The organism is Bradyrhizobium manausense, assembly GCF_018129685.1.
In the GTDB taxonomy this organism is placed as follows: Bacteria; Pseudomonadota; Alphaproteobacteria; order Rhizobiales; family Xanthobacteraceae; genus Bradyrhizobium; species Bradyrhizobium manausense_D.
In genome coordinates, this window is record NZ_JAFCLG010000001.1 from 1,242,454 (window position 1) to 1,266,210 (window position 23,757).

A 23,757-nucleotide genomic window follows, 5' to 3' on the forward strand; every position below is an offset into this window, starting at 1 on the left:
ATCACGATGGCTCCAGTGCGGCGAAGCGCAATCGCGCTCCCTTCAAAAGATCATCCGCATCCCTCACGATCGCGCAACCGGCAATTTGCATGCTGCATGCAATTTGTTCGATCTGCCTGTGCTTTGAGCCATATACGTCGCCTATTTGAGCAGCTGGTTCGGCGGGGAATGGCTAGGATCGTGCACAGCAGGAAGCCCCACCGTGCAGCAGAAGTCCGAACCCGGCCCGGTACGAAAGTCGCCCAAACTCAAGCGGATGGGCCTGCACGAGCGCGCCGCGGCGCGGATGCGGACGATGATCATCCGCGGCGAGCTGCCGCCGGGATCGCAAACCCAGGAGACAAAACTGTCGAAGGCGTTCGGCGTATCGCGCACGCCGCTGCGCGAGGCGATGAAGCTGTTGGCCGCCGAGGGCTTGATCGAGCTGCGGCCGAACCGCAGCCCGCGAATCGCCGACATCGCGATCGAGGACATCTCGGAGCTGTTCGAGGCGCTCGCCGGCATCGAGCGGCTCGCGGCCGAGCTCGCCGCGGAGCGCGCCACCGAGCGCGATCTTGCTCGCCTGCGCACGCTTCAGACCCGGATGGAAGGTCACCATCGGAACGGCAGGCTCGACGAATACTTCGCCATCAACGGCGAGATCCACAACATCATCGTCCGCATGGCGCGCAACACGCCGCTTCGCGAGGCGCACGAGACCCTGATCTCCCGCGCCGAGCGCGCCCGGTACCTGGCGCTTGGCGCCGACAAGCGCTGGAGCAATTCTGTCGACGAGCACGCCAATATCCTCGCCGCCCTCGAGGCGCGCGACAGCGCAGCGGCAGGACGCCTGCTCGGCGCCCATGTCCGCCAGACAGGCACCGCGCTGCTCGAAGTTCTCGCGCTCCCAAAACCCAAGCAGACGGCGGCGTGACCATGAAGCTGCTGCTGCTCAACCCCAACACCAGCGCGGCGGTCACCGACCTGATGACCGGCGTCGGGCTGCGCGCGGCCGCGCCCGGCACCGAGATCGTCCCCTGCACCGCGAGGCGCGGCGTGCCCTATATTTCCACGCGGACCGAGGCACAGATCGGCGGCGCCATTGCGCTGGAATTGCTGGCCGAACAGCAAGGCAAGGTCGATGCCGCGATCATCGCCGCCTTCGGCGATCCTGGCCTGTTCGCCGCGCGTGAGACCTTTGACATTCCCGTCATCGGCCTCGCCGAAGCTGCGATGCTGACCGCCTGCATGGCCGGCCGCCGGTTTGCCATCGTCACCTTCGCGCAAGCGCTTGGTCCCTGGTACGAGGAGTGCGTCCGCGATCACGGCCTGCGGGAGCGCTGCGCCGGCATCCGCACGCTCGAAACGCCGTTCCAGGCGATCTCCGAGGTTGGCACCGAGAAGGAGGACGTGCTCGTCGAGCTTGCCCGGCGTGCGGTTGTCGAGGATGAGGCCGACGTTCTGATTTTTGCCGGTGCGCCACTCTCCGGTCTTGCCGAACGCGTCGCCGAGCGGATCCCCGTCCCTGTGGTCGATCAGGTCGTTGCTGCCGTGAAGCAGGCCGAAGCGCTGGTGGCGCTGCGCCTGCGCAAGGCAACCGCAGGTACATTCCGCCGACCCGCAGCCAAGCCGACGATCGGCCTTGCCGGGGCGCTCGCCGCCCGGCTCGAACATCGCGACAGCTAGGGAGCTTCGGCCGGCGATGCAAGATGTCCAATCCAGTTCCGATCGCACCGACGGCAATTCAGGGCACGGGACTTGCTCTCGCTGTCGTCAGATCAGGAGGCAACATCATGGTTGAAGCGCAAGGCGGACGTTCGCTCGTCGTCGACGCGATCACCCATCGTTATCCCAGCGGCGCGCTTGCGGTCGAGAACATCAATCTCGACATCAAGGGCGGCGAGATCATCGCCCTGCTCGGCCCTTCCGGTTGCGGCAAGACGACGCTGCTGCGCATCATCGCCGGCTTCATCGCCCAAAGCCAGGGACGGATCATTATCGGCGATGACATCGTCGATGCGCTACCGCCGAACAAGCGCGCCGTCGGCATCGTGTTTCAGAACTACGCGCTGTTTCCGCATCTGTCGATCAGCGAGAACGTCTCTTACGGCCTTGCTGCCCGTGGCATCGACAAGGTAACGCGCCAGCGTGAGGCACAGCGCCTGCTGGAGCTGGTTCAATTGCCTGCGATGGCGGAGCGGCTGCCGCGGCAGCTATCCGGCGGTCAACAGCAGCGCGTCGCGCTTGCCCGCGCGCTGGCGATCAAGCCCTCGATCCTGCTGCTCGACGAGCCCTTTGCCGCGCTCGACAAGAATCTTCGTCTCGACATGCAGATCGAGGTCAAGCGGTTGCAGCGCGTCTCCGGCATCACGACGCTGATCGTGACTCACGACCAGGAGGAAGCGCTGTCGATGGCCGATCGCGTCGCGGTGCTCAGCCACGGCAAGCTCGAGCAGTTCGGCTCGCCCTCCGACGTCTATGACCGGCCGCAGACCTTGTTCGTGAACACCTTTGTCGGCTCGACCAACCGCATGCCAGGCGTTGTCGTTGCTGCCGACCGCGCCGAAGCGAAGGTTCGCCTCGATGCCGGCGCCGAGATCATCGCGCGGCCCGCTGGCGGCGCGCTCAGCGAGGGCGGTCGCGTCACCGTGTGCATCCGCCCCGAGCATCTGCAGTTCGTCGCCGACGAGACCGGCTTTGCCGGCGTCGTCGGCATGTCGCTGCCGTTGGGCGCGACCGTCGTGCACGAGGTGACGACCGCCGATGGCTCCGGCGTCAAGATCTCACAGGCACGCATCGGCGAGACGCGCGCGCTGGAGAACGGCGCGGCCGTGCGCCTCGCCCCGCTCGCACCCTCGCTCGCCAATGCCTTTCCCGCAACGCTTTAGATTTTAGTCTTGTCCACAGGGAGTTCGACATGATCCTCAATCGCCGAAGCCTGATGACGACCGCGCTCACCCTTGGTGCCATGAAGGCATTTCCGGGCTTGAGTTACGCCCAGGCCCGCCCCCTGGTGTTCGCGACCTTCACCGGAAGCTGGGAGGAAGCGCACAAGGCCGTGCTGGTGCCGGCCTTCCGCAAGGCCAACGCAGATGCTGCGATCGTGCTCGACCCGATGCTGTCGGTCGACCAGATCGCGAAGATCAATGCCGCGAAGGCCAACCCGCCGATCGACGTCATGCTGCACGATCCCGGCCCCGCGCTCATCGCGATCGGCCAGGATCTCGCCGAACCCTATCCGGTCGACAAGAGCGCTTACTACAAGGACCTGATCACGGAGGCGCAGGAGCCGATGGGCCCTGCGCCGTTCTTCCAGGTTGTCGGCCTCACCTACAACCCCGAAGCCATCAAGACGCCGCCGACCTCCTGGGCTGACCTCTGGAAGCCCGAATTCAAGGGCCGCGTCGGCATCACCAATCTCAACTCGACGCTCGGCACCGGCTGGCTGGTCGAGATTGCCAAGATGCGTGGCGGATCGGAAGCCAATGTCGATCCCGCCTTCAAGGCCCTGGAGGAGCTGAAGCCCAATCTTGCCGCGGTCGCCGCCAATCCCGGCGCACTCGCGACCCTGTTCCAGCAGGGCCAGATCGACATCTCGCCCGGCAATTTCAACGCCATCCAGATCCTGAAAGCGCGTGGCGTGCCGGTCGAATTCGTCGCGCCGAAGGAAGGTGCGATCGCCTTCAAGACCACGATCCACATCGTCAAGAACTCGCCGAACCGCGAGCTCGCCTTCAAGCTGATCGAGGCGTCGCTGAGCCCGGAGGTGCAGACCACGCTGATGAATCCGCCCTATCTGATCGTGCCAACCAATTCCAAGGTGGCGATGGGCGGCGAGATCGCGCGCGTGCTCGCCAAGGACACCGCCGAGCTGAAGCAGAAGTTCGTGTTCCAGGACTGGAAGAAGATCAACGAGCAGCGCTCGGCCTGGATCGAGCGTTTCAACCGCGAGATCAAGATCTAGGATCTCTCCATGGGCACGGCACCGGCATCACGGGACGTGACGTCCTACGGGATGGGATTGGCGGCGCCGCTGGCGCTGTTCTTCCTGGTCTTCTTCGTGGCGCCGCTGCTGCAATTACTCTGGCTCTCGCTGCACAACGACACCGCCGCGCTCCATTGGGGGCTCGGCCAGTATATTCACTTCCTGACCGATCCCTTCAGCCTCGGCGTGCTCGGCTCGACGCTGTTGCTGGGGGCCGAGGTAACCGCCGTCTGCCTCGTGCTCGGCTTTCCCATCGCCTGGCTCTACCAGCGGGTCGGGCCGCGGCTGCAGACCATCATCATTCTAATCGTGCTGCTGCCGCTCCTGACCAGCGTCGTGGTGCGCACCTTCGCCTGGATCGTCATCCTGGGGCGCCAGGGCATCATCAACGCGACACTACAGTCGCTCGGCATCATCGATACGCCGCTCAAGCTGCTCTACACGCAGTTCGGCGTCGTCATTGCACTGGCGCAGGTGCAGATGCCCTTGATGACACTGCCGCTGATCACCGCGCTCGGCCGTATCGATCCCAATCTCGACGATGCGTCCTGCTCGCTCGGCGCCGGAAGCTGGCGCACCTTCTTCAGGATCGTGCTGCCGCTGTCGCTGCCTGGCGTGATCGCGGGGTGCACGCTCACATATGCCGCTGCCATCACGGCCTTCATCACCCAGTCGCTGGTCGGCGGAGGGCAGATGCTCTTCATGCCGATGTATCTCTATCAGCAAGCCTCTACGCTCCAGAATTGGCCGTTCGCGTCGGCGATCTCGATCATCTTCCTGCTCGCCGTGCTCGCCGTCGTCTCCGTCTTCACCACGCTCGGCCGCCTGTCGCGCGGCTTTGGAGGCGAATGATGAGCGGGCGCAAGCGTACCCTGGAAGCATTCAGCTTCGAGTTCGTCATGACTGTCACCGCAATCATCGCGCTGATCATCATCATCGCGCCGTCGCTGGTCGTACTGATCGTGTCGTTCACCAGCGGCTTCTCGCTGAGATTCCCTCCGCCCGGGTATTCGCTGCGCTGGTACGCCGAGCTCTGGGATGCCTGGCAGCTGCACTTCGCGGCCAAGAACAGCCTGATCGTCGCGCTGTGGGCGACGGGCCTGTCGGTCCTGTTCGGCGTCGCGGCCGCGCTTGCGATCTCGCGCTCGCAGAAGCTGTCGGCCCGCCTGCTCGACTCCCTCTTCATGTCGCCGCTGGTGCTGCCGGCGCTGGCGTTCGGTCTGGCGGCCCTGATGCTGTTCTCGCTGGTCGGCATGCCGGTGTCGCCGCTGACGCTGGTGATCGGCCACACCGTGGTTTGCGTGCCCTATGTGGTCCGCAACACCGTTGCCGCGCTGGCCCAGCTCGAACCGACGCTACTCGAAAGCTCGGCGGTGCTGGGCGCAAGCCGCCTCTACACGTTTCAGCGCATCGTGCTGCCGCTGATCCGGCCCGGCATCATCGCGGGCGCCTTCATCGCCTTCATGTCGTCGTTCGACAACGTACCGGTCTCGCTGTTCCTGCGCGATGCGGCGACCGACATGCTGCCGATCCGGATGTGGCAGGATCTCGAGGGCAAGCTCGATGTCACCATCGCGGCACTGTCGAGTGTGCTGATCATCGCCACCGTCGCACTGGTCGCCATCATGGAGCGCGCCACCGGCCTGTCGCGGCGGCTGACCAACTGATCAGGCACCGCGGAAGAGCGAATAGCCCCAGCGCGTGAATTTCAGCGGTAGATGAAAGTGCTCGTCAACTTTCTTGATGCGAAAGCGGAACGGGGTCACGGTCAGGAAGCCCTCGCTGTCGCCGAAGAACTCGCCGAGATGAAACAGGACCTCGTACTCGCCTACGGTAACGCCCGCGCCTTGCACGACCGCATGATCGAGCACGCCGGTGGCGCCGAGCCGTCCATCGGCGACACGCACCTGCTCCGGATCGATCCGCCAGATCTCGACGCGCAGCCCTTGCGCGGGACGTCCGCTCGCCACATCGACCGCGTGAATGGAAATACCGCCTGCCACCATTTTTCTCCCGTGATCACGGGGCCATGATAGACGAAAATACAGCCGTTCGGCCAGCGCCTGGGGAGGCCATGACAAAGCCAGCACATAGCGCACGCGAGATCGCGACCGATGTCTCCGCGGGACGAACGCGCGCGGTTGCGACTGCCAAGGCCGCACTCGAACGCATTGCGGCGGCCAAGGCGCTCAATGCGGTCGTCACGATCGATCCTGCACGCACGCTTGCCGATGCCGCAGCAGTCGACGACCGCGTGCGCGGCGGCGAGACCATGCCGCTCGCCGGCGTTCCGGTCATCGTCAAGGACAATATCTGGGTCAGTGGCTGGCGCGTGACGCAGGGTTCGCGCTTGTTTGCCGATTTCATCGCCCCGCAAGACGCGATAGCGGTCGCGCGGCTGCGGCAGGCCGGTGCGGTCGTTGTCGGCATCGGCGCCACGTCCGAGTTCGCCAGCAAGGGCGTCACCACCTCGCAGCTTTACGGGCCGACACGACATCCGCAAAACCCCGCCCTGACGCCCGGCGGCTCGTCCGGCGGACCAGCGGTTGCCATTGCGGCCGGCCTCGTCCCGCTCGCGATCGGCACCGACGCCGGTGGCTCGAGCCGCCGGCCGCCCGCTCATGTCGGGGTCGCCGGCTTCAAGCCGTCTTACGGTGCGATCCCCTATGGTCCCGGTTTTGCCGAACCCTTCTTCGGTCTATCTGTCATCGCGCCGATTGCCGCTGATGTCACCGATATCACGTTGGCATTTGAGACCATGGCCGGCATCGATCCGCGCGATCCGGATTCCGCCGACGTCGCGGGCGCAGCCGCCGATCTCGGCGACCTGCGCATCGCGTTCTCGCCACGTCTCGGCCTCAACGCCGAAGTGGACGACGTCGTCGCCAATGGGCTCGCGTCCGTCGTTGCGCGTCTCGCAGCTGGAGGCTTGCGTATCGCACAACGCGACCCCGTCTGGCCCGCGGGCGCGACGGAAGACGCCATCATGCCGCTTCAGCACGCGGGCCTTGCTGCGCTCTATGGCGATGCTCTCCGCAGGGATCCGGCCGTCTTCGACCCCGACATCGCCGGGCAGATCGAACGTGGCCTCGCCGGGTCCGGCACCGATGTTGGCCGGGCGCTGGTTGCAAGCGCTGCAATTGCTCTCGCGTTTGCGGCCTTCTTCACCGAGGTCGATTTGCTGCTGACCCCGACGGTGCCCTGCGTCGCATGGCCGTTCAGTCAGCTTGGGCCCGATATGATCGGCGGCCAACCAGCCAGCCCTCGCGGGCACGCCGTGTTCACGCCCTTTGTCAATCATGCCCGCCTGCCCGCGATCTCAATTCCGTGTGGGCGCAACACGGTCGGACTGCCTTTTGGTCTGCAATTGATCGCCCGACGTGGACAAGATCGAACATTGCTGCGTGCCGCGCAGCAGATTGAGGCGATGTTGCGATCAGGTTAAGCCCCCCCCCCATTCCACGCGATTCAGCCCTCCCGGACATTTGCGCCTATTGCATCGCGGGACGATTTGCGACGCACCATTCAAAATGAGACTGCCCGTTAAGCGGCACACGGCCGCGACGCGTGCACCGCATCCGAGTTCGGTTAGCTTTCATCCCAAGAACCGTCGTTCTTGCAAAAGCGCTGCATCGTGCGGCGACGCGCAAGGCTTCGGTGAAAAACATCGACAAGGACGACCCAGGGAGGAGAGCAATGTTGAAAGGCAGTCTAGGACTGATCGCGTTGAGCAGCCTGCTATTGTCGGGCACCGCCTTCGCACAGGAGAAGATCAAGGTCGGCGTCACCGCGACGCTCGAGGGCACCTACACCGTGCTCGGTGAGGACGGCATCCGCGGTTTCCAGACCGCGCTCAATGTGCTTGGCAAAAAGGTCGGCGACAAGGAGCTCGAGTTCGTCATTGCCTCGACCGATGCGACTCCGGACTCGGCCGTCCGCGCCGTGCGAAAACTGATCGAGCAGGACAAGGTACAGATCCTGCTGTCGCCGCTATCCGGCGACGAGGGCATCGCGGTCAAGAACTTTGCCAAGACCCATCCGGAGTTGACCTTCATCAACGCCGCCTCCGGCGCGCAGGAAACGACTTATGTCGACCCGGCCCCGAACTTCTTCCGCTACAACATGGACGGTGCGCAGTGGCAGGTTGGCCTCGGCAAATACGCCTATGACGAGAAGAAGTATCGCAAGATCGCGACCGTCGGTGAGGACTATTCGTTCATCTACACCCAGGTGTTCGGCCTCGTGCTCGAGTTCTGCGGCGCCGGCGGACAGGTCACCAACCGGCAATGGGTGCCGCTCGGCACCAAGGACTTTGCCTCGGTGATCGCAGCGCTGCCCGACGACGTCGATGCCATCTATCTCGGGCTCGGCGGTGCGGATGCCGTCAACTTCCTGAACCAGTACCAGCAGGCCGGCGGCAAGGCGCATCTGATGGGTGGCTCGATCATGATCGACCAGACCATCCTGTCGTCCAAGGGCAACGCCAAGAACGCACTGATCGGCACGCTGGCCGCAAGCGGTCAGGCCGATACCTGGGAAGATCCAGGCTGGCAGAAGTTCGTGAAGGATTATCAGGATGCCTTCCCGCCGAACAAACGCTTTCCGAGCCCGTCGCTGCTCGCCACCAATTATTATGGCTCGACGATGGCGTTGATCCTGGCGCTGCGTCAGGTCAATGGCGACCTCAGCGACAACCAGTCCAAGTACAAAGCTGCGCTGGCCAAGATCGAGCTCGATGCTCCCAACGGCAAGATCAAGCTCGACGCCAATCGCCAGGCGATCGGCACGAACTTCGTCACCGAGGTCGTCGACGACGGCAAGGGTGCGCTGTTCTCGAAGGTCGTGAAGGTGATCCCGAACGTGAACCAGACGCTGGGCTACGACCCGGCGGTGTTCGCCAAGATCGGACTGCCAAGCCGTACAGTACCGGAATGTAAGAAGTACTGACGTAGTCGCAACGGCGAGGTCATGACTGACGGGGAGAGAATTGCAAAGGCGCGACACAAGCGCCCTTGCATTCTCTCCCCGGTTGTTGAACCCTATAAAAAAGACAAAAGCTCCTAGGAGGGAAGGCATGAGCCGGGCGCTCGCCGTCTTCCACGGCCGCTTCGGCCGGGCGACGGTCTATCAGTTGAACCGCCCCTTCAATATTCACGCGCATCGTGAAGGTCATCTGATCTTCCATGTCGGCGGACGTCCCGCGTGCATCGATGTCAACGACGGACGTTACGAGCTCACCGAAGGTTCCGTGGTCGCGGTCAATCCGTGGGAGCCCCATAATTTCCTTCCCTCAGATCTCGATGTCGGCGCCGTTTTCTTCGTGCTCTATGTCAATGCGGAATGGTTTGCGCCCGATGCACCCGGTGCCGACCGCCTGCGCTTCGGCCGCACCCAATTCGTACGGTCGACCGCGCTGGACAGGCACATCAGGCACGCGGCCGCTCTTGTGTGCGGCGCACCGTCGCTGAATGGTCTCGATGGCGAGCTGCGGAGGCTCATTGATATCTGCTACGACGAAAGCTGGCAGCAGGCGCAGACTGCGCGCGATCCACGTTCGAATGGCTCAGTCACCGATTTTCGCGTTCGCAAGTGCATCAAGATGATGTCGGAGAGCCCCGGCGCAGAGATCGAGCTCGATGCCATCGCGCGCGAATCCGGCCTGTCGCGGCCGCATTTCTACCGGCTGTTCCGCACCCAGACCGGTGTCACACCTCATCTCTATCTCAATACCCTGATGATGGAGCAGGCTCTGGAGGCATTGGTGGCGAGCGAGGTGCCGATCGCCGATATCGGCTTCGATCTCGGATTCTCCTCGCAGAGCGGTTTCACCCGCTTTTTTGCCGCCAATGTCGGGATGGCGCCGACCGATTATCGCCGCGCGGCCAAGGTTTTGCGCGGCTGACAGGCGCGCGAAAAGATACTCACGATCAAATGCTCCCCTCGCCGTCCCACTAGGATGGGCAGAACGCGATCCCGGCAAGAGGATCGCATGTCCGGGGAGGACGCAAATCCATGACGAGGTGCGCAGCCTGCACAGGGCTGTCTGACCTGCATCCGAAGCGTGATGGCGACCGCCGCAAACGGAGCGAGGTGACGCCGTGACCCGCTTTGTCGAACGTCACCCGGCATGGGCACTCATCGTCATAATCGCGATCGCAGTGGCGTTGTGGCTGATCTTCGCGGTGTGGCCACCCGGCCTCGAAGACGCGATCGGCCGCAAGCGGGTGTTCCTCAACGCGGTCTTCAACGGCATCACGCTCGGCGGCCTCTATTTCCTCGTCGCCAGCGGCTTCACGCTGATCTTCGGACTAATGCGCAACGTCAATCTCGCGCACGGATCGCTCTATCTGTTCGGCGGCTATGTCGGTTACGCCATCAGCGCCTCGACCGGCTCCTGGATTCTCGCCTTCATCGTCGCCTTCATCCTGACCGCGCTGGTCGGCGTCCTGCTCCAGGTTCTCGTCTTCCGCCGCATGGAGGGCCAGGATCTGCGCCAGACCATGGTGACCATCGGACTGTCGATCGTGTTCGCCGATCTCATGCTGTGGGCCTGCGGCGGCGATTTCTACCAGATCCAGACCCCGAACTGGCTGATCGGCCCGATCGAGCTGCCGCTGATCACCGCGGTGAAATCATCGGGAGAGCCGGTTTACTTGCGCTATCCGCTGGTGCGGCTCGTGATCTTCCTGGCCTCCGTGATCATCGGCGTCGCGATGTGGCTCGCGCTCAACCGCACCCGGATTGGCATGATCATCCGCGCCGGGGTCGACGATCGCGACATTCTCGCTGCGACCGGCGTTCGCATCCAGATCGTCTTCGTGCTCGTCTTCGCGCTTGGCGCGGGCCTTGCCGGCATCGCCGGCGTCGTCGGCGGCACCTTCCAGTCGCTGTCGCCCGGTGAGGATATCCGCTTCCTGCTGGCCTCCCTCGTCGTCGTGATCGTCGGCGGCATGGGCTCGATCCCCGGGGCCGCACTCGGCGCGCTGATCATCGGCCTCGCCGAGCAGCTTGGGTCGGTCTACATCCCGACCTACGCCATCGTCGTGACCTTCCTGATCATGGTCTTGGTGCTGGCGCTTCGGCCGCAGGGCCTGCTGGCGAGGCGCTGACATGTCCGTCACCCACGATGCGCGCATTCAGGTCCGCAGCCCCGCCCCGACGGCGCAGCGCCCGGCCGTGCGCGGGCGGCCCGATCTCAACAATCCCGCAGCGTGGATTGTCGCAGTGATTCTGCTGATCATGCCGCTGATCGCCAACGGCTTCTTCCTGATCGAGATCTTTGCCACGACGCTGATGCTCGGCACCATCGCGCTCAGCCTGATGTTCCTGGCCGGCTATGGCGGCATGGTCAGCCTGATGCAGCTCACCATCGCCGGGTTCGCGGCCTACATGGTCGCCGTGTTCGGCGTCAGCGGAAACGCCAATATCAGCCTGGGCTGGCCATGGTGGCTGGCGGTGCCCATGGCGCTGACGCTTGCGACCGTCTTCGGCACGCTTGGCGGCGCCCTCGCGGTGCGGACCGAAGGCATCTACACCATCATGATCACGCTCGCGATCGGCGCTGCGTTCTACTACTTCACCAACCAGAACTGGGCGATCTTCAACGGCCACACCGGCATCAACAACGTCTCGACGCCGCATTTCTGGGGTGTCGACTGGCGCGCGGACATTCCCTTCTACTACGTCGTGCTCGCGATCGCTGCGCTCTGCTATTTCGCGGTGGACTACATTTCGCGCGCGCCGTTCGGCCTGGCGCTCCAGGGCGTACGCGACAATCCGCGCCGCATGGCGGCCCTCGGCTTCAACGTCAATGCGCACCGCGTCGCGGCCTATGCGGTCGCGTCCTTCATCGCCGGCCTCGCCGGTGTGCTCCAGGTCTGGAACTATCGGCAGATCTCGCCGGGTTCGGTGAGCGTCGGCGCCTGCATCGACATCCTCATCATCGCCGTCGTTGGCGGCATCACCCGGCCGGTAGGCCCGTATATCGGGGCGCTGGTGTTCGTGCTGCTCCGCACCTTCGCGCTCGATTTTCTCGTCAAGATCGGGCTCGACGGCAATCGCTTCCGGCTGCTGATCGGCCTTGGCTTCCTCGCCATCGTGTTCTGGTCGTCGGACGGCGTGATCGGCCTGTGGCAGCGCTGGCGACAGAGCCAGCGTCCGCAGACGGATCGCCCGGGCGGAGGGCGCGGCCATGGATAGCGTCGCCCAGCGCCTTTCCGCCGTGGGTGCCGGTGCAGCCCTCGAGCTGCGCGGCGTGACGCGGCTGTTCGGCGCGCTGGCCGCGCTGACCGACGTCACCATCACCGTGCGCCCCGGCGAACGCCGCGCCGTGCTCGGCTCCAACGGCGCCGGCAAGACCACGCTGTTCAACTGCATCACAGGCGATTTCCCGCCGACATCGGGTACGATCCGCTTCTTCGGCGAGGACGTCACGCACTTCCCGCCCTATGAGCGCATCCGCCGCGGTCTGCGGCGGACCTACCAGATCTCGGCGCTGTTCCCCGGCCTCACCGTGCAGGACAATGTCTATCTCGCCTGTTGCGGCGTCTCGCGCGGCCGCTTCTCGTTCCTGCGTCCAGGGCAGAACGATGCGCTGATGCATGCGGCCGACGGTCTGGTGCAGGCTGTGCATCTGACCGCCGTGAAGGACCAGCGCGTCGCCGAGCTCGCCCACGGCCAGCAGCGCCAGCTCGAGATCGCGCTGGCCCTCGCAGGGGCCCCCCGCTTCGTGCTGTTCGACGAGCCAGCCGCAGGTCTGTCGCCGACCGAGCGGGCCGAGCTGGTCGAGATCCTGACCTCGCTGCCGGCCCATATCGGCTACATCATCATCGAGCACGACATGGACGTGGCCTTGCGCGTCGTCGAGAGCGTCACGATGATGCACAACGGCCGCATCTTCAAGGAAGGCGTACCGGAAGAAATACAGTCCGACCCCGAGGTGCAGGAGCTTTATCTCGGAGGCGGCCATGAGTGAAGCCCGCCGCACCCCCGCCGCACTCGAGGTCCGGGGCCTGGACGTCTATTACGGTCATTCGCATGCGCTGCAAGGCGTCGACCTCTCGCTCGATGCCGGCGTGTTCTCGGTGGTCGGCCGCAACGGCATGGGCAAGACCACGCTGTGCAAGGCGATCATGGGCCTCGTGCCGGTGAGTGGCGGGTCGATCCGCGTCCGCGGCGAGGACATCACGCGGCGACCGCCGGCGAATATCGCCCGCCTCGGCGTCGGCTATGTACCGCAGGGCCGCCGGCTCTGGCGCTCCCTCAGCGTCGATGAGCATCTGCGGCTTGCCGGAGGGATGCGATCCGGCGACTGGACAGTCGAGCGCATCTACGACACCTTCCCACGGCTCGCCGAACGCAGGGACCATGGCGGCGGCCAGCTCTCCGGCGGCGAGCAGCAGATGCTCGCGATCTCCCGCGCGCTGCTGACCAATCCGCAATTGCTGATCATGGACGAACCCACCGAGGGGCTTGCGCCCGTCATCGTCACCCAGGTCGAGGAAATGCTGCTGCAGCTCGGCGAGGATGGCGACATGTCCGTGCTCGTGATCGAGCAAAATATCGGCGTCGCCACCGCCATCTCGCGCAATGTCGCCATCATGGTCAACGGCCGCATCAACCGCATCATCGACTCCGCGCGCTTGTCTGCCGACCGCGAGCTGCAGCAGCGGTTGCTCGGCGTCGGACTTCATGCCGAGCTGCAGGCCGACATCGACGTGCCAGCTACAGGAGGTGAAGCAAAGCCGGCCCCCCAGCCTGCACGCACCGGCGGCCCGATCCGGATCTACGTCTCCAACCCAACCCCGCCGACGCGCTGGTCCCAGCCGGTCCCGATCGGCCGTATCGAAGCAGCGGCGCGGACGCTATCGACGCAGGTTTCGCGCCTGGACGACACCGCGCGACGCAAGCGTGAGCCGGTGACGGCGCAATCCTCCGGACCACCGGTGGTGCTGGTCGTCGGCACGCTCGACACCAAGGCCACCGAGCTGCGCTTCATCCGCGACATCGTCGCGGAAACTGGATTGCGCACGCGGCTCGTCGATGTCTCCACCAGCGGCAAGCAGGCGAGCTGTGATGTCTCCGCACAGGAGATCGCGCTGAACCACGGCCGCGGCGGCTCAGCCGTGTTTGGCGGAGATCGCGGTGTTGCCGTCACCGCGATGGCGGATGCATTCGCCAATTGGATCAAGCGCCAAGGCAATGTCGCCGGCGTCATCTCGGCCGGCGGCTCGGGCGCCGCATCGCTGGTCGCGCCCGGCATGCGCACCCTGCCCGTCGGCGTGCCGAAGCTGATCATCTCTTCGGTCGCCTCGGGTGACGTCGGCCCCTATGTCGGCCCCGCCGACATCACCATGATGTATTCGGTGACGGACGTGCAGGGCCTCAACTCGATCTCGCGCGCGGTGCTGTCGAACGGCGCCAACGCCATCGCCGGCATGGTCAAGGCCCGGCTTGACCAGCGCGAGACGAAAGACCGCGCCGCGAGCGTCGCACTGCCGTCGGTCGGCATCACGATGTTCGGCGTCACCACGCCGGCGGTGCAGAAGATCGCAGCCGATCTGCGCGACGACTTCGAGTGCCTCGTGTTCCACGCCACAGGCGTCGGCGGCCGCTCGATGGAGAAGCTCGTCGACTCCGGCCAGATCGCCGGTGTGATCGACCTCACCACCACCGAGATCTGCGACCTGCTGATGGGCGGCGTGTTTCCGGCGACGGAGGACCGCTTCGGCGCTGTTATCCGCACCCGCTCGCCCTATGTCGGCTCGGTCGGCGCGCTCGACATGGTCAATTTCGGCGCGCCCGACACCATCCCCGAGCGCTACCGCGGCCGAAAATTTCACGTCCACAATCCGCAGGTGACGCTGATGCGGACGACCGTGGAAGAGAACGAACGGATGGGCCGCTGGATCGGCGAGCGGCTCAACCGGATGGACGGTCCGGTGCGCTTCTTCCTGCCCGAGGGCGGCGTCTCTGCTCTGGACGCGCGCGGTCAACCGTTCTGGGACCCCGACGCCGATGCGGCCCTGTTCCGCGCGCTGGAGCATACGGTGCGTGCGTCCGGCAACAGGCAACTGATCCGCGTCAAGCAGAACATCAACGATCCTGAGTTCGCCTCGATCATCGCGAGCGCTTTCCGAACCCTGTTCGGACGCGCCGGGGCGCGCCGGAGAGCAGCGAGGTGACCGATGGCCCGGTTTGAACGCGCAGCACTTCTGAAGCGGTTTCACGAGATGGCGAAACGCGGCGAGGCGATCGTCGGCGGCGGCGCCGGCACCGGCTTGTCGGCCAAGTGCGAGGAAGCCGGCGGTGTCGATCTCATCGTCATCTACAATTCCGGCCGCTACCGCATGGCCGGCCGCGGCTCGCTCGCCGGGTTGATGCCTTATGGCGACGCCAACGCCATCGTGGTCGAAATGGCCGGCGAAGTGCTGCCGGTCGTCAGCAAGACGCCGGTGCTCGCGGGCGTCAACGGCACCGATCCCTTCCGCGACATGGACGTGTTCCTCGACCAGCTCAAGACCCTCGGCTTCGCCGGCGTGCAGAACTTTCCGACCGTCGGGCTGATCGACGGCATCTTCCGCGCGAACCTCGAGGAAACCGGCATGTCCTATGCGCTGGAGATCGACATGATCGCCAAGGCTCGTGAGAAGGATCTGCTGACGACACCCTATGTCTTCAGCGAGAAGGAAGCCGCCGCAATGGCCATCGCCGGCGCCGACATCATCGTCTGCCATCTCGGGCTCACCACCGGCGGCACGATCGGCGCGCAGACCGCGCCCAAGCTGAAGGACTGCCCCGCGCGCATCGACACCTGGGCATCGGCCGCGCTCAGCGTCAATCCGGACATTCTGGTGCTCGCCCATGGGGGCCCGATCGCGGATCCCGCGGATGCCGATTTCATCATGAAGAACACCCGCTACTGCCACGGCTTCTACGGCGCCTCCTCGATGGAGCGGCTGCCGGTCGAGCGGGCTTTGACGGAACAGGTCCGCCAATTCAAGGCGATCAGCGCACGCTAGCGCCTGCAAGATTGAAGGAGGGAAACATGTCAGGGATCCTGGTCGGCGAGCTCATCCTCTGGCTGATCGTCGCGATCATCGTGATCGTGGTTGGCGTCTACATCGTGAACTGGCTCTATCATCGCTCCTCCAAGGAGGTGTCGTTCGTCAGGACCGGCTTCCTCGGCGAACGCGTCGTGATCGATGGCGGCGCCTTCGTGCTTCCCTTCATCCACGATTTCACGCCTGTGAACATGAACGTGTTGCCGATGGGAATCGTGCGCTCGCGGCAGGACGCGGTCATCACCCGCGACCGCATGCGCGTCGACATCGAGGCCGATTTCTATGTCCGCGTCCGGGCCACCCGCGAAGCCGTCTCCATCGCCGCGGCAACGCTCGGCCGCCGCACCATGGAGCCGGAGCAACTGCACGCGCTACTCGCCGGCAAGTTCATTTCCGCGATCCGCTCGGTCGCATCCGAAATGACCCTCGAAGAAATGCACGAACGGCGCGGCGACTATGTCACACGCGTCAAGACCAATGCCGCTGAGGCCCTCGCCCAGAACGGCCTTGAGCTTGAATCCGTGGCCATCACCGATCTCGACCAGACCGATCTCGAATTCTTCAACCCCTCGAACCGCTTCGACGCCGAAGGCTTGACGCGGCTGATGGAGGACATCGAGGCGAGGCGCAAGCTGCGCAACGACATCGAGCAGGACTCGATGATCAAGATCCGCACTCGCAATCTGGAGGCCGAGCGTCAGGCGCTGGAGATCGAGCGCGAGAGCGAGACCGCGCGCCTCGAGCAGGAACGTGACATCGAGATGCGCCGCGCGCTGCAGCGCACGGAAGTCGCCCGCGAACGCGCGCTGCGCGAGACCGAGGCCGAACAGGCCCAGATCTCCGCGCGCGAGGCAATCGAGCGCTCGCGGATCGCCAACGAGCAGGCGATTGCGGAAGCTCGCATCGCCTCCGAGCGCGAGACCCGCCAGAAGGAAATCGAGCGAACCCGCGTCATCGAAGAGAAGGAACTGCTCGCTCGCGAGGATATCGAGAAGACCAGGATCGCCAACCAGCGTTCGATCGACACGACCCGAATTGCTTCCGAACGCGAGGTCCGCCAGCGCGAGATCGAGCGGATGCGCACGATCGAGGAGGCCGAGATCGCGGCCCGTGAGGCGATCGAGAAGGCCCGCATCCAGCAAGACCGCGTCGTTACCGACGCCCGAATTGCCAATGAAGAAGAGACACGCCGCCGCGAGATCGAGCGCACCCGCGCTGTCGACGAAGCCGAGATCGCCGCCCGCGAAACCACCGAGAAGGCGCGCATCGCCCAGACCTTGATGGTCAATGTCGAGCGAATCTCCTCCGACGAGCGCACCCGCGCGCTGGAGATTCAGCAGGTTCGCACCATCCAGGAGGCCGAGATCGAGGCGCAGCGCGCGGTCGAGGCCGCCCGCATCGCCCGCGAGCGGACGCTCGCCGCCGAACGCATCGCCGCCGAGCAGAGCACGAGACAGCTCGAAATCGAGCGCAACCAGACCCTCGAAGTCGCCGGCATCGCTGCGCGCGAGACTACCGAGGCCTCGCGCATCGCCCAGGAAGAGCGCGTCCGCTCGCTCGAGATCGCGCGCAACCGCGCGGTCGAGGAAGCCGATATCGCCTCCCGCGAGGCGATCGAGGCGGCCCGGATTGCCCAGGAGAAGGCAGTCGCAGCCGAGCGGATCCAGGCCGAGCGCGACACGCGTTCGCTCGAGATCGAGCGGACCGGCATTCTGGAGGCAGCCGAGTTGAAGCGGCGCGATGCCATCGAGCGCCAGCGCATCACCGTCGATCTCGCACTCGAAGCCGAGCGGATCAACTCGTCCAAGAAGCGCGAGGTACTCAACATCGAGCAGAAGAAGGCGATCGAGATCGCCGACGAGGACCGCGTCATCGCCCTCTCCGCGAAGAAGTCCGAGCGGATCGATGCGGATCGCCAGGTCCGGCAGGCCGAGATCATCGCCCGCAAGGAGGTTGAGACCACCGACGTTTCGCGGGAGCAGGCGCTGGAGGCCGCGCGCCTCGAGCGCCGACGGGCAATCGAGCAGCTGGAAGTCGCCCGCGTCCAGTCGCTGCAGGAGGCGGAGATCGCCTCGCGCGAGGAGGTCGAGCGCGCACGCATCGCCTCCGACCGCGGCCTCGACGAGGCCCGGATCGGCCGTGAACGCGAGCTGCGCAAGCTCGAGGTCAACCGCGAAAAGGAGGTCGAGACGGTCTTGATGGAGAAGGCAATCGCCATTCATCAGAAATCGCTGGAAGAGTCGGCGGCCAAGGCGATGGCCGAGGAAGCGCGGATGCGGGCCACCGAAGCGACCGAACGCGTCATCACCGCGCGCGAGAGCGAGATCGCAAAGCGCCGCAAGACCGTCGAAGTCATGATTGCGGAGAAGCAGGCCGAGGAGACCCGGATCGCCGCGGAAGCCGAGCGCGTCCGCGCCGCCGTCGAGGCCGAGGCGCAGCGGATGCTGAACGAAGCCGAGAACGTGCTCACCGACCAGGCTCGCTACTCGCTATTCCGCCGAAAGCTGCTCGACAAGATCGAAGGCATCGTGCGCGAGAGCGTCAAGCCGATGGAGAAGATCGAGGGCATCCGCATCCTCCAGGTCGACGGCCTCAACGGCAACGGCCATGGCGGAAATGGCGGCCGCAGCGCCACCGACGAGGTGATCGACTCGGCGCTGCGCTACCGCGTGCAAGCGCCGCTGATCGATTCACTTCTGGCCGACATCGGCGTCGAGGGCGGCAGCCTCGCCAAGATGCCGGGCCTGATCCGCGAAGCCCGCGACATGCAGGGCATCAAGGAATCCGCGCGCAAGAGTGGCGGTGGCGGCGACAAGCCGGCCGCCTCATCGCCAGCGGCTGAGGGCGGCGGCGAACCGCCGGCCGACCGCAATCCGCGGAAGAAGAGCTGAGGTCCGACCCATGCCCCGCGTCTACGTCTCCACTGTCGTCAATGCGCGCAACGATCGCGTCTGGGCACGCGTGCGCGACTTCAACGGCCTGCCGAACTGGCACCCCGCGATCGCCGAGAGCCGCATCGAGGGCGGCGAACCCTCGGACAAGATCGGATGTGTGCGCGACTTTCGTCTGCGCAACGGCGACCGCATCCGCGAGAAGCTTTTGGGCCTCTCCGACTACGACATGTTCTGCACCTATTCGATCCTGGAATCCCCGATGGGTGTCGAGAACTACGTCGCGACCCTTCGCCTTACCCCCGTCACCGATGGCGACCAGACCTTCGTGGAATGGACCGCCGAGTTCGACTGCGCGCCGGAGCGCGAGACCGAGCTCGTCGGCAATATCGGGGGCGGCGTGTTCCAGGGTGGGTTCGATGCCTTGAAGCGCGTGTTTGGAGGTTGACCGCCGTGCCGCATATCGTCAAAAGCACCATCCTGGATGCGCCGACCGATGCGGCCTGGGCCATGTTGCGCGATTTCAACGGGCACGATCGCTGGCACCCGGCGGTTGCGACCTCCTTGATCGAGCGCGCGCATTCCTCCGACAGGATCGGCTGCATCAGGCGGTTCAAGTTGAAGGACGGCGCGGAGCTGCGCGAGCAGCTGCTGGCGCTGTCCGACCTCGAGCAGAGCTTCAGCTACTGCCTGCTCGATACCCCGATCCCGATGTTCAACTATGTGGCCCATGTCCGCCTGCTGCCGGTCACCGACGGCGATCGCACCTTCTGGCACTGGGAATCCCGCTTCACCACCAAGCCCGAGGATCGCGATCGCATCACCCACATGGTCGCGGAAGACATCTATCAAGCCGGGTTCGAAGCAATCCGCCGTCACCTCAAGGAGGCCGCCTAAGCCATGGCCGTCACGGTAAAGACCTTCCCAAGCGCCAGCGAAGCCGCGGGCGCGCTGTCCTCGGACCGAAGCGCACGCTATCTCGGCGGCGGCACGCTGGTCATGCGCGCGCTGAACGAGGGCGACATCTCGATCTCGACCGTGGTCCGCGCCCTGGACCAGGCACTGACCCGGATCGACGCGTCCGGTCCGCGCATCACGCTCGGCGCTGGCGTCACCTTCGCCCGCGTCCTCGCCGAACGCGACCTCGCCTTCCTGCACGCCCCTGCCCGCTCGATCGGCGGCCCGGCCGTGCGCAACATGGGGACCATCGGCGGCAATCTCTTCGCGCCAACGCCTTACGGCGATTTCACCGTCGCGCTGCTGGCACTCGATGCCACAGTAGCCGTGCAAGGCGGCTTTGGTGCGCGCGACATCCCGATCGAGGAGTTTCTGCAGGCGCGCGACCGGCAGGCCGGAACGCTGGTGCTGTCGGTCTCCTGCACCCGGCCGGCGAGCAGCGAGGCGTTCCGCTATCGCAAGATCGCCCGCATCAAGCCCAAGGGCGGCTCTGTGATCACGCTGGCCGCGCATCTGCCGATCAGTGGAGGCCGTATTGCCAGCGCACGTATCGCGCTGGGCTCGATGGCGCCAACCCAGATCCGCGCACGTGCGGCCGAACGAGCGCTTGAAGGCCGTTCGCTGGATGCTGCCACCGTGGCGGCAGCTGCATCTGCCGCCAGCGAAGGAACGTCGCCCTCCGACAATGCGCTCGGCAGCGCCTGGTATCGCCGCGAGATCGTCGGCGTCCATCTGCGCCGCCTGCTGTCCGGTCAGGAATAGACTATCATGTCCAAGATACCCCTGCAATTTCGTCACAACGGCCGCGAGGTTGCGATCTTTGTCGATGGTGGCACCAATCTCCTGGTCGCGCTGCGCGAGCTGATCGGCGACATGACGCCAAAATTCGGCTGTGGCCAGGGCGGCTGCGGCACATGCAGCGTGCTTGTCGACGGCGAGCTTGTCCTCTCCTGCCTGACACTGGCGGAGACAGTGGCCGGTCGTTCCATCGAGACGCTCGACGGCATGAAGCAAGGTCCGAACCTGCATCCGCTCCAGCGCGCCTTCGCCGACAATTTTGCCGCCCAGTGCGGCTATTGCACGCCGGGCATGCTGATGGCCGCAAAGGCGTTGCTCGACCGCAATCCCTCGCCAAGCCGCGACGAGGTCATCGAGGCCATCTCCGGCAACATCTGCCGCTGTACCGGCTACGAGCCGATCATCAATGCCATCCTCGCCGCCGCCGGCGGCCGGATCAGCGCCTGAGGGAAAGCGACCATGCTGGAATTGCGCAAGGACATTTTCGCCGACGAGCGCGACGATAATCTGAACGAAATCGGCAAAGGCACCCAGCGCCAGGACATGCTCGGGCATGTCACGGGCACGTCGAGCTTTTTCAACGACCACAAATTGCAGGGTATGCTGCATTTGAAGGTCGTGCGCTCGACGCAGGCGCATGCCAGGATTCGCCGCATCGACACCACAGAGGCAGAGCGCTCGGCTGGCGTGCGCCGGATCATTCGCGGCGCCGATGTGCCGGTGAACCTCAATACGCTGCTGAGCCTGATCAATTTCGGCAAGGACGACGAGCCGTCGCTGGCGGTCGACAAGGTCCGTTACAAGGGCGAACCGATCATCGCGATCGTCGCCGACAGCGAGCGCGAAGCTTTCGAGGCAATCGCCAAGGTCAAGATCGACTATGAACCGCTGCCGGCGGTGTTCGACGTCGAGGATGCGCTGAAACCAGGCGCGCCCGTGGTCAACGAGACCTACCCGAAGAACACATTCACCTATCACGAGACCTACGACCACCAGAGGCTTCGCTTCGGTGACGCCGATGCGGCGCTCGCAACAGCAGATCACGTACTCGAACAGCGCTATCAGATGTCGCCGATCGAGCATGCGCCGACCGAGACCAACGGCGCGATCGCGGCGCCTGACACCAACGGCCGTTATGTGGTCTATACTTCGACGCAGGCGCTGTTCTTTTCGGTCGACACCTGCGCAAAAATCCTGGATGTGCCGTCCAACACCTTCCACTTCATCGGCGGCACGGTCGGCGGCGGCTTCGGGGGCAAGGTCGATACGCTGACCGAGCCGCTCGCGATCCTCGGGGCGATGCTGACCGGGCGGCCCGTGCGCTACATGTTCGGCCGCGAGGAGGAAATGCAATACGGGCCGCCGCGTGGCGCTGAGCGCATCTACATCAAGGATGGCGTGATGCGCGACGGCCGCGTCGTCGCGCGCAAGATCCGCGCCTATTTCGACAGCGGCGCCTATACGCGCCTGTCCAGCTACGCCGCCGTGAAATGCGCCGCGCATCTGCCGGGCCCCTACACCATTCCGAACGTGTACGGCGACGTCTATTGCGTCTTCACCAACCGGACGCCTGCAACAGCGATGCGCGGCTTCGGCGTCACCGCAATGGATTTCGCTATCGAGTGCCAGATGGACAAGCTGGCGCACCTCGTGGGCATGGACCCGATGGAATTTCGCATCCTCAACGCCTATCGCGACGGCGACATGAAAGCGCACCGGCGCGAGGCCAAGAACACCGCGCTGATCGAATGCGTTCAGGTCGCGGCCGAAAAGGCAAAGTGGCCGCTCCGCGAGGAATTCAAACGCGCATCCTCGCGCAAGGACGGTGGCGGCAGCCGCGCCGTGATTCCGCCGACCCCGACGGATTCGTCGCGCGCGAGGTCCACCAATCCGGTCCAGCAGCGCACCAGCTATGACCGGCTTCCGCCAACGGTCACCCGCGAACCGCCGCGCGAACCGCCACCAACGGTGCCGCCACCGCCGTCGCCAAGACCGGCCGCTCCGTCGCATGGCGCAACCCGCTTCTCCTCCGTTTTCGGCACCAGGAGGCGCTAGATGACCCGGCACCGCGGACGCGGCATCGCGTCAATCAACTATCCCATCGGCATGAATCTCGGCGGCGACCCCAGCCAGGCGCTGGTGCATTCCAATCCGAGCGGCAAGTTCACGGTGGCGCTGTCGTCGATCGATCTCGGCCAGGGCATGAAATCGGTGACGCGTCAAATCTGTGCAGAGACGCTGGGCGTGCCCGTCGAGGACGTCTATGTCGATACGGCGGATTCCGACACCGGCCCGCATTGCATGGGCTCGTTCGCTTCTCGTGGCACCCACCGCGTCGGCAATGCGGTGATGGCAGCCGCCCGGGAAGCGCGCGGCGTGATGATGGAGGCGGCCGCCGAGGAACTGGAGGTCAACGCCGCCGATCTCGAGACCGACGGGCGCGGCAACATCCACGTCAAGGGCGCGCCGCACCGCTCGATTTCGACCAAGGATGTCGCGATTGCCGCGCAGTTCAAGCAGGGCAAGACCATCTCCGGCCGTGGCATCTTCCTGGTGCCGCTCTCCGAGGTGAATCCGGAGACCGGCGAGATGTCGCCCGCGACCTGCTATGCCCATGCCTGCCTCGTCGCCGAGGTCGATGTCGACGATGAGACCGGCGAGGTCGCGATGGTGCGGATGGACTCGGCCTATGAACTCGGCCGCGCACTGAACCCGCGGCTCGTCGAGCAACAACTCGTCGGCGGCGCCTGGATGGGCGTCAGCCATGCGCTGTATGAGACGCCGGAGCCCTATTATCCCGAGCCGGTCCATGGCCCGCGCGATTTCGTCGAATATCTGATGCCCGGCCCCGGCGACATCTGCCCGCATGACATCGCCGTGCTGGAGCGCCCTGCCCCTGACGGCCCTTTTGGCGCCAAGGGTCCCGGTGAGATGTGCGCGAACCCGGTGCTGCCAGCCGTGGCCAACGCAATCTTCAACGCGGTCGGCGTCCGCATCGACGACCTGCCGATCACGCCTGAAAAAGTGTTGCGCGCGATCAAGGCCCAGGGCGGCGCGCGGCCGCAGCCGCGGCGCTAGAGGTTTG

General features: G+C 65.2%; 22 protein-coding genes. 21 read left to right on the forward strand and 1 reads right to left on the reverse strand.

Annotated elements, in window-relative coordinates:
- Positions 1-202: 202 nt before the first annotated feature.
- The 6 genes from JQ621_RS06170 to JQ621_RS06195 all read left to right on the forward strand — a co-directional run bounded on the left by JQ621_RS06170 (position 203) and on the right by JQ621_RS06195 (position 5,631).
- Entirely contained in the window at positions 203-913 is a 711-nt protein-coding gene (locus JQ621_RS06170; RefSeq protein WP_212233487.1) for a GntR family transcriptional regulator, read from the forward strand.
- Positions 914-915: 2 nt separating this feature from the next.
- A complete protein-coding gene (locus JQ621_RS06175; RefSeq protein ID WP_212233818.1) occupies positions 916-1,665 on the forward strand; it encodes an aspartate/glutamate racemase family protein in 750 nt (249 codons plus the stop codon).
- A gap of 107 nt (positions 1,666-1,772) precedes the next feature.
- The gene (locus tag JQ621_RS06180) at positions 1,773-2,867 is read left to right on the forward strand and encodes an ABC transporter ATP-binding protein (RefSeq protein WP_212233488.1); all 1,095 of its coding nucleotides are present in this window, start codon (positions 1,773-1,775) and stop codon (positions 2,865-2,867) included.
- Between the two features lie 29 nt (positions 2,868-2,896).
- Positions 2,897-3,943, forward strand: a complete 1,047-nt coding sequence (locus JQ621_RS06185; RefSeq protein ID WP_212233489.1) for an ABC transporter substrate-binding protein — start codon at positions 2,897-2,899, stop codon at positions 3,941-3,943.
- Between the two features lie 9 nt (positions 3,944-3,952).
- Positions 3,953-4,816: an ABC transporter permease gene (locus JQ621_RS06190; protein WP_212233490.1), complete on the forward strand. Its 864-nt coding sequence runs from the start codon at positions 3,953-3,955 to the stop codon at positions 4,814-4,816.
- Positions 4,816-5,631 carry an ABC transporter permease gene (locus JQ621_RS06195; protein ID WP_212233491.1) on the forward strand — a complete coding sequence of 272 codons (816 nt, stop codon included), beginning with the start codon at positions 4,816-4,818 and terminating at the stop codon, positions 5,629-5,631. Before JQ621_RS06190 ends, JQ621_RS06195 begins: the two co-directional genes overlap by 1 nt.
- On the opposite strand, the gene JQ621_RS06200 is transcribed toward JQ621_RS06195, so the two are convergent.
- Positions 5,632-5,967, reverse strand: coding sequence for a hydroxyisourate hydrolase (locus tag JQ621_RS06200; RefSeq protein ID WP_212233819.1), 336 nt, complete (start codon positions 5,965-5,967; stop codon positions 5,632-5,634).
- Between the two features lie 71 nt (positions 5,968-6,038).
- On the opposite strand from JQ621_RS06200, the gene JQ621_RS06205 reads away from it, so the two are divergent.
- The 15 genes from JQ621_RS06205 to JQ621_RS06275 all read left to right on the forward strand — a co-directional run bounded on the left by JQ621_RS06205 (position 6,039) and on the right by JQ621_RS06275 (position 23,750).
- Positions 6,039-7,409, forward strand: coding sequence for an amidase (locus tag JQ621_RS06205; protein WP_212233492.1), 1,371 nt, complete (start codon positions 6,039-6,041; stop codon positions 7,407-7,409).
- A gap of 251 nt (positions 7,410-7,660) precedes the next feature.
- Positions 7,661-8,911, forward strand: a complete 1,251-nt coding sequence (locus tag JQ621_RS06210; protein ID WP_212233493.1) for an ABC transporter substrate-binding protein — start codon at positions 7,661-7,663, stop codon at positions 8,909-8,911.
- Between the two features lie 127 nt (positions 8,912-9,038).
- The gene (locus tag JQ621_RS06215) at positions 9,039-9,866 is read left to right on the forward strand and encodes a helix-turn-helix transcriptional regulator (RefSeq protein ID WP_212233494.1); all 828 of its coding nucleotides are present in this window, start codon (positions 9,039-9,041) and stop codon (positions 9,864-9,866) included.
- Positions 9,867-10,062: 196 nt separating this feature from the next.
- Entirely contained in the window at positions 10,063-11,073 is a 1,011-nt protein-coding gene (locus JQ621_RS06220; RefSeq protein ID WP_212233495.1) for a branched-chain amino acid ABC transporter permease, read from the forward strand.
- A gap of 1 nt (position 11,074) precedes the next feature.
- Complete coding sequence (locus JQ621_RS06225) at positions 11,075-12,163, forward strand: branched-chain amino acid ABC transporter permease (RefSeq protein WP_212233496.1); 1,089 nt, start codon at positions 11,075-11,077, stop codon at positions 12,161-12,163.
- On the forward strand, positions 12,156-12,938 hold the full coding sequence (locus JQ621_RS06230) for an ABC transporter ATP-binding protein (protein ID WP_212233497.1): 783 nt from the start codon (positions 12,156-12,158) through the stop codon (positions 12,936-12,938). The genes JQ621_RS06225 and JQ621_RS06230 overlap by 8 nt, the downstream gene beginning before the upstream one ends.
- Positions 12,931-15,147: an ABC transporter permease gene (locus JQ621_RS06235; RefSeq protein WP_212233498.1), complete on the forward strand. Its 2,217-nt coding sequence runs from the start codon at positions 12,931-12,933 to the stop codon at positions 15,145-15,147. The genes JQ621_RS06230 and JQ621_RS06235 overlap by 8 nt, the downstream gene beginning before the upstream one ends.
- A gap of 3 nt (positions 15,148-15,150) precedes the next feature.
- Positions 15,151-15,984 (forward strand): phosphoenolpyruvate hydrolase family protein, encoded by an 834-nt coding sequence (locus JQ621_RS06240; protein WP_212233499.1) that lies wholly within the window; start codon positions 15,151-15,153, stop codon positions 15,982-15,984.
- 26 nt (positions 15,985-16,010) lie between these two features.
- The gene (locus tag JQ621_RS06245; protein WP_212233500.1) at positions 16,011-18,917 is read left to right on the forward strand and encodes a flotillin family protein; all 2,907 of its coding nucleotides are present in this window, start codon (positions 16,011-16,013) and stop codon (positions 18,915-18,917) included.
- A gap of 10 nt (positions 18,918-18,927) precedes the next feature.
- Positions 18,928-19,365: an SRPBCC family protein gene (locus tag JQ621_RS06250; RefSeq protein WP_015686997.1), complete on the forward strand. Its 438-nt coding sequence runs from the start codon at positions 18,928-18,930 to the stop codon at positions 19,363-19,365.
- Between the two features lie 5 nt (positions 19,366-19,370).
- Entirely contained in the window at positions 19,371-19,814 is a 444-nt protein-coding gene (locus tag JQ621_RS06255; protein ID WP_212233501.1) for an SRPBCC family protein, read from the forward strand.
- 3 nt (positions 19,815-19,817) lie between these two features.
- Positions 19,818-20,636 (forward strand): FAD binding domain-containing protein, encoded by an 819-nt coding sequence (locus JQ621_RS06260; RefSeq protein ID WP_212233502.1) that lies wholly within the window; start codon positions 19,818-19,820, stop codon positions 20,634-20,636.
- A gap of 6 nt (positions 20,637-20,642) precedes the next feature.
- Positions 20,643-21,119 (forward strand): (2Fe-2S)-binding protein, encoded by a 477-nt coding sequence (locus JQ621_RS06265; RefSeq protein ID WP_212233503.1) that lies wholly within the window; start codon positions 20,643-20,645, stop codon positions 21,117-21,119.
- Between the two features lie 12 nt (positions 21,120-21,131).
- Positions 21,132-22,727: a xanthine dehydrogenase family protein molybdopterin-binding subunit gene (locus JQ621_RS06270; RefSeq protein WP_212233504.1), complete on the forward strand. Its 1,596-nt coding sequence runs from the start codon at positions 21,132-21,134 to the stop codon at positions 22,725-22,727.
- Entirely contained in the window at positions 22,728-23,750 is a 1,023-nt protein-coding gene (locus JQ621_RS06275) for a xanthine dehydrogenase family protein molybdopterin-binding subunit (RefSeq protein WP_212233505.1), read from the forward strand.
- Positions 23,751-23,757: the final 7 nt, after the last annotated feature.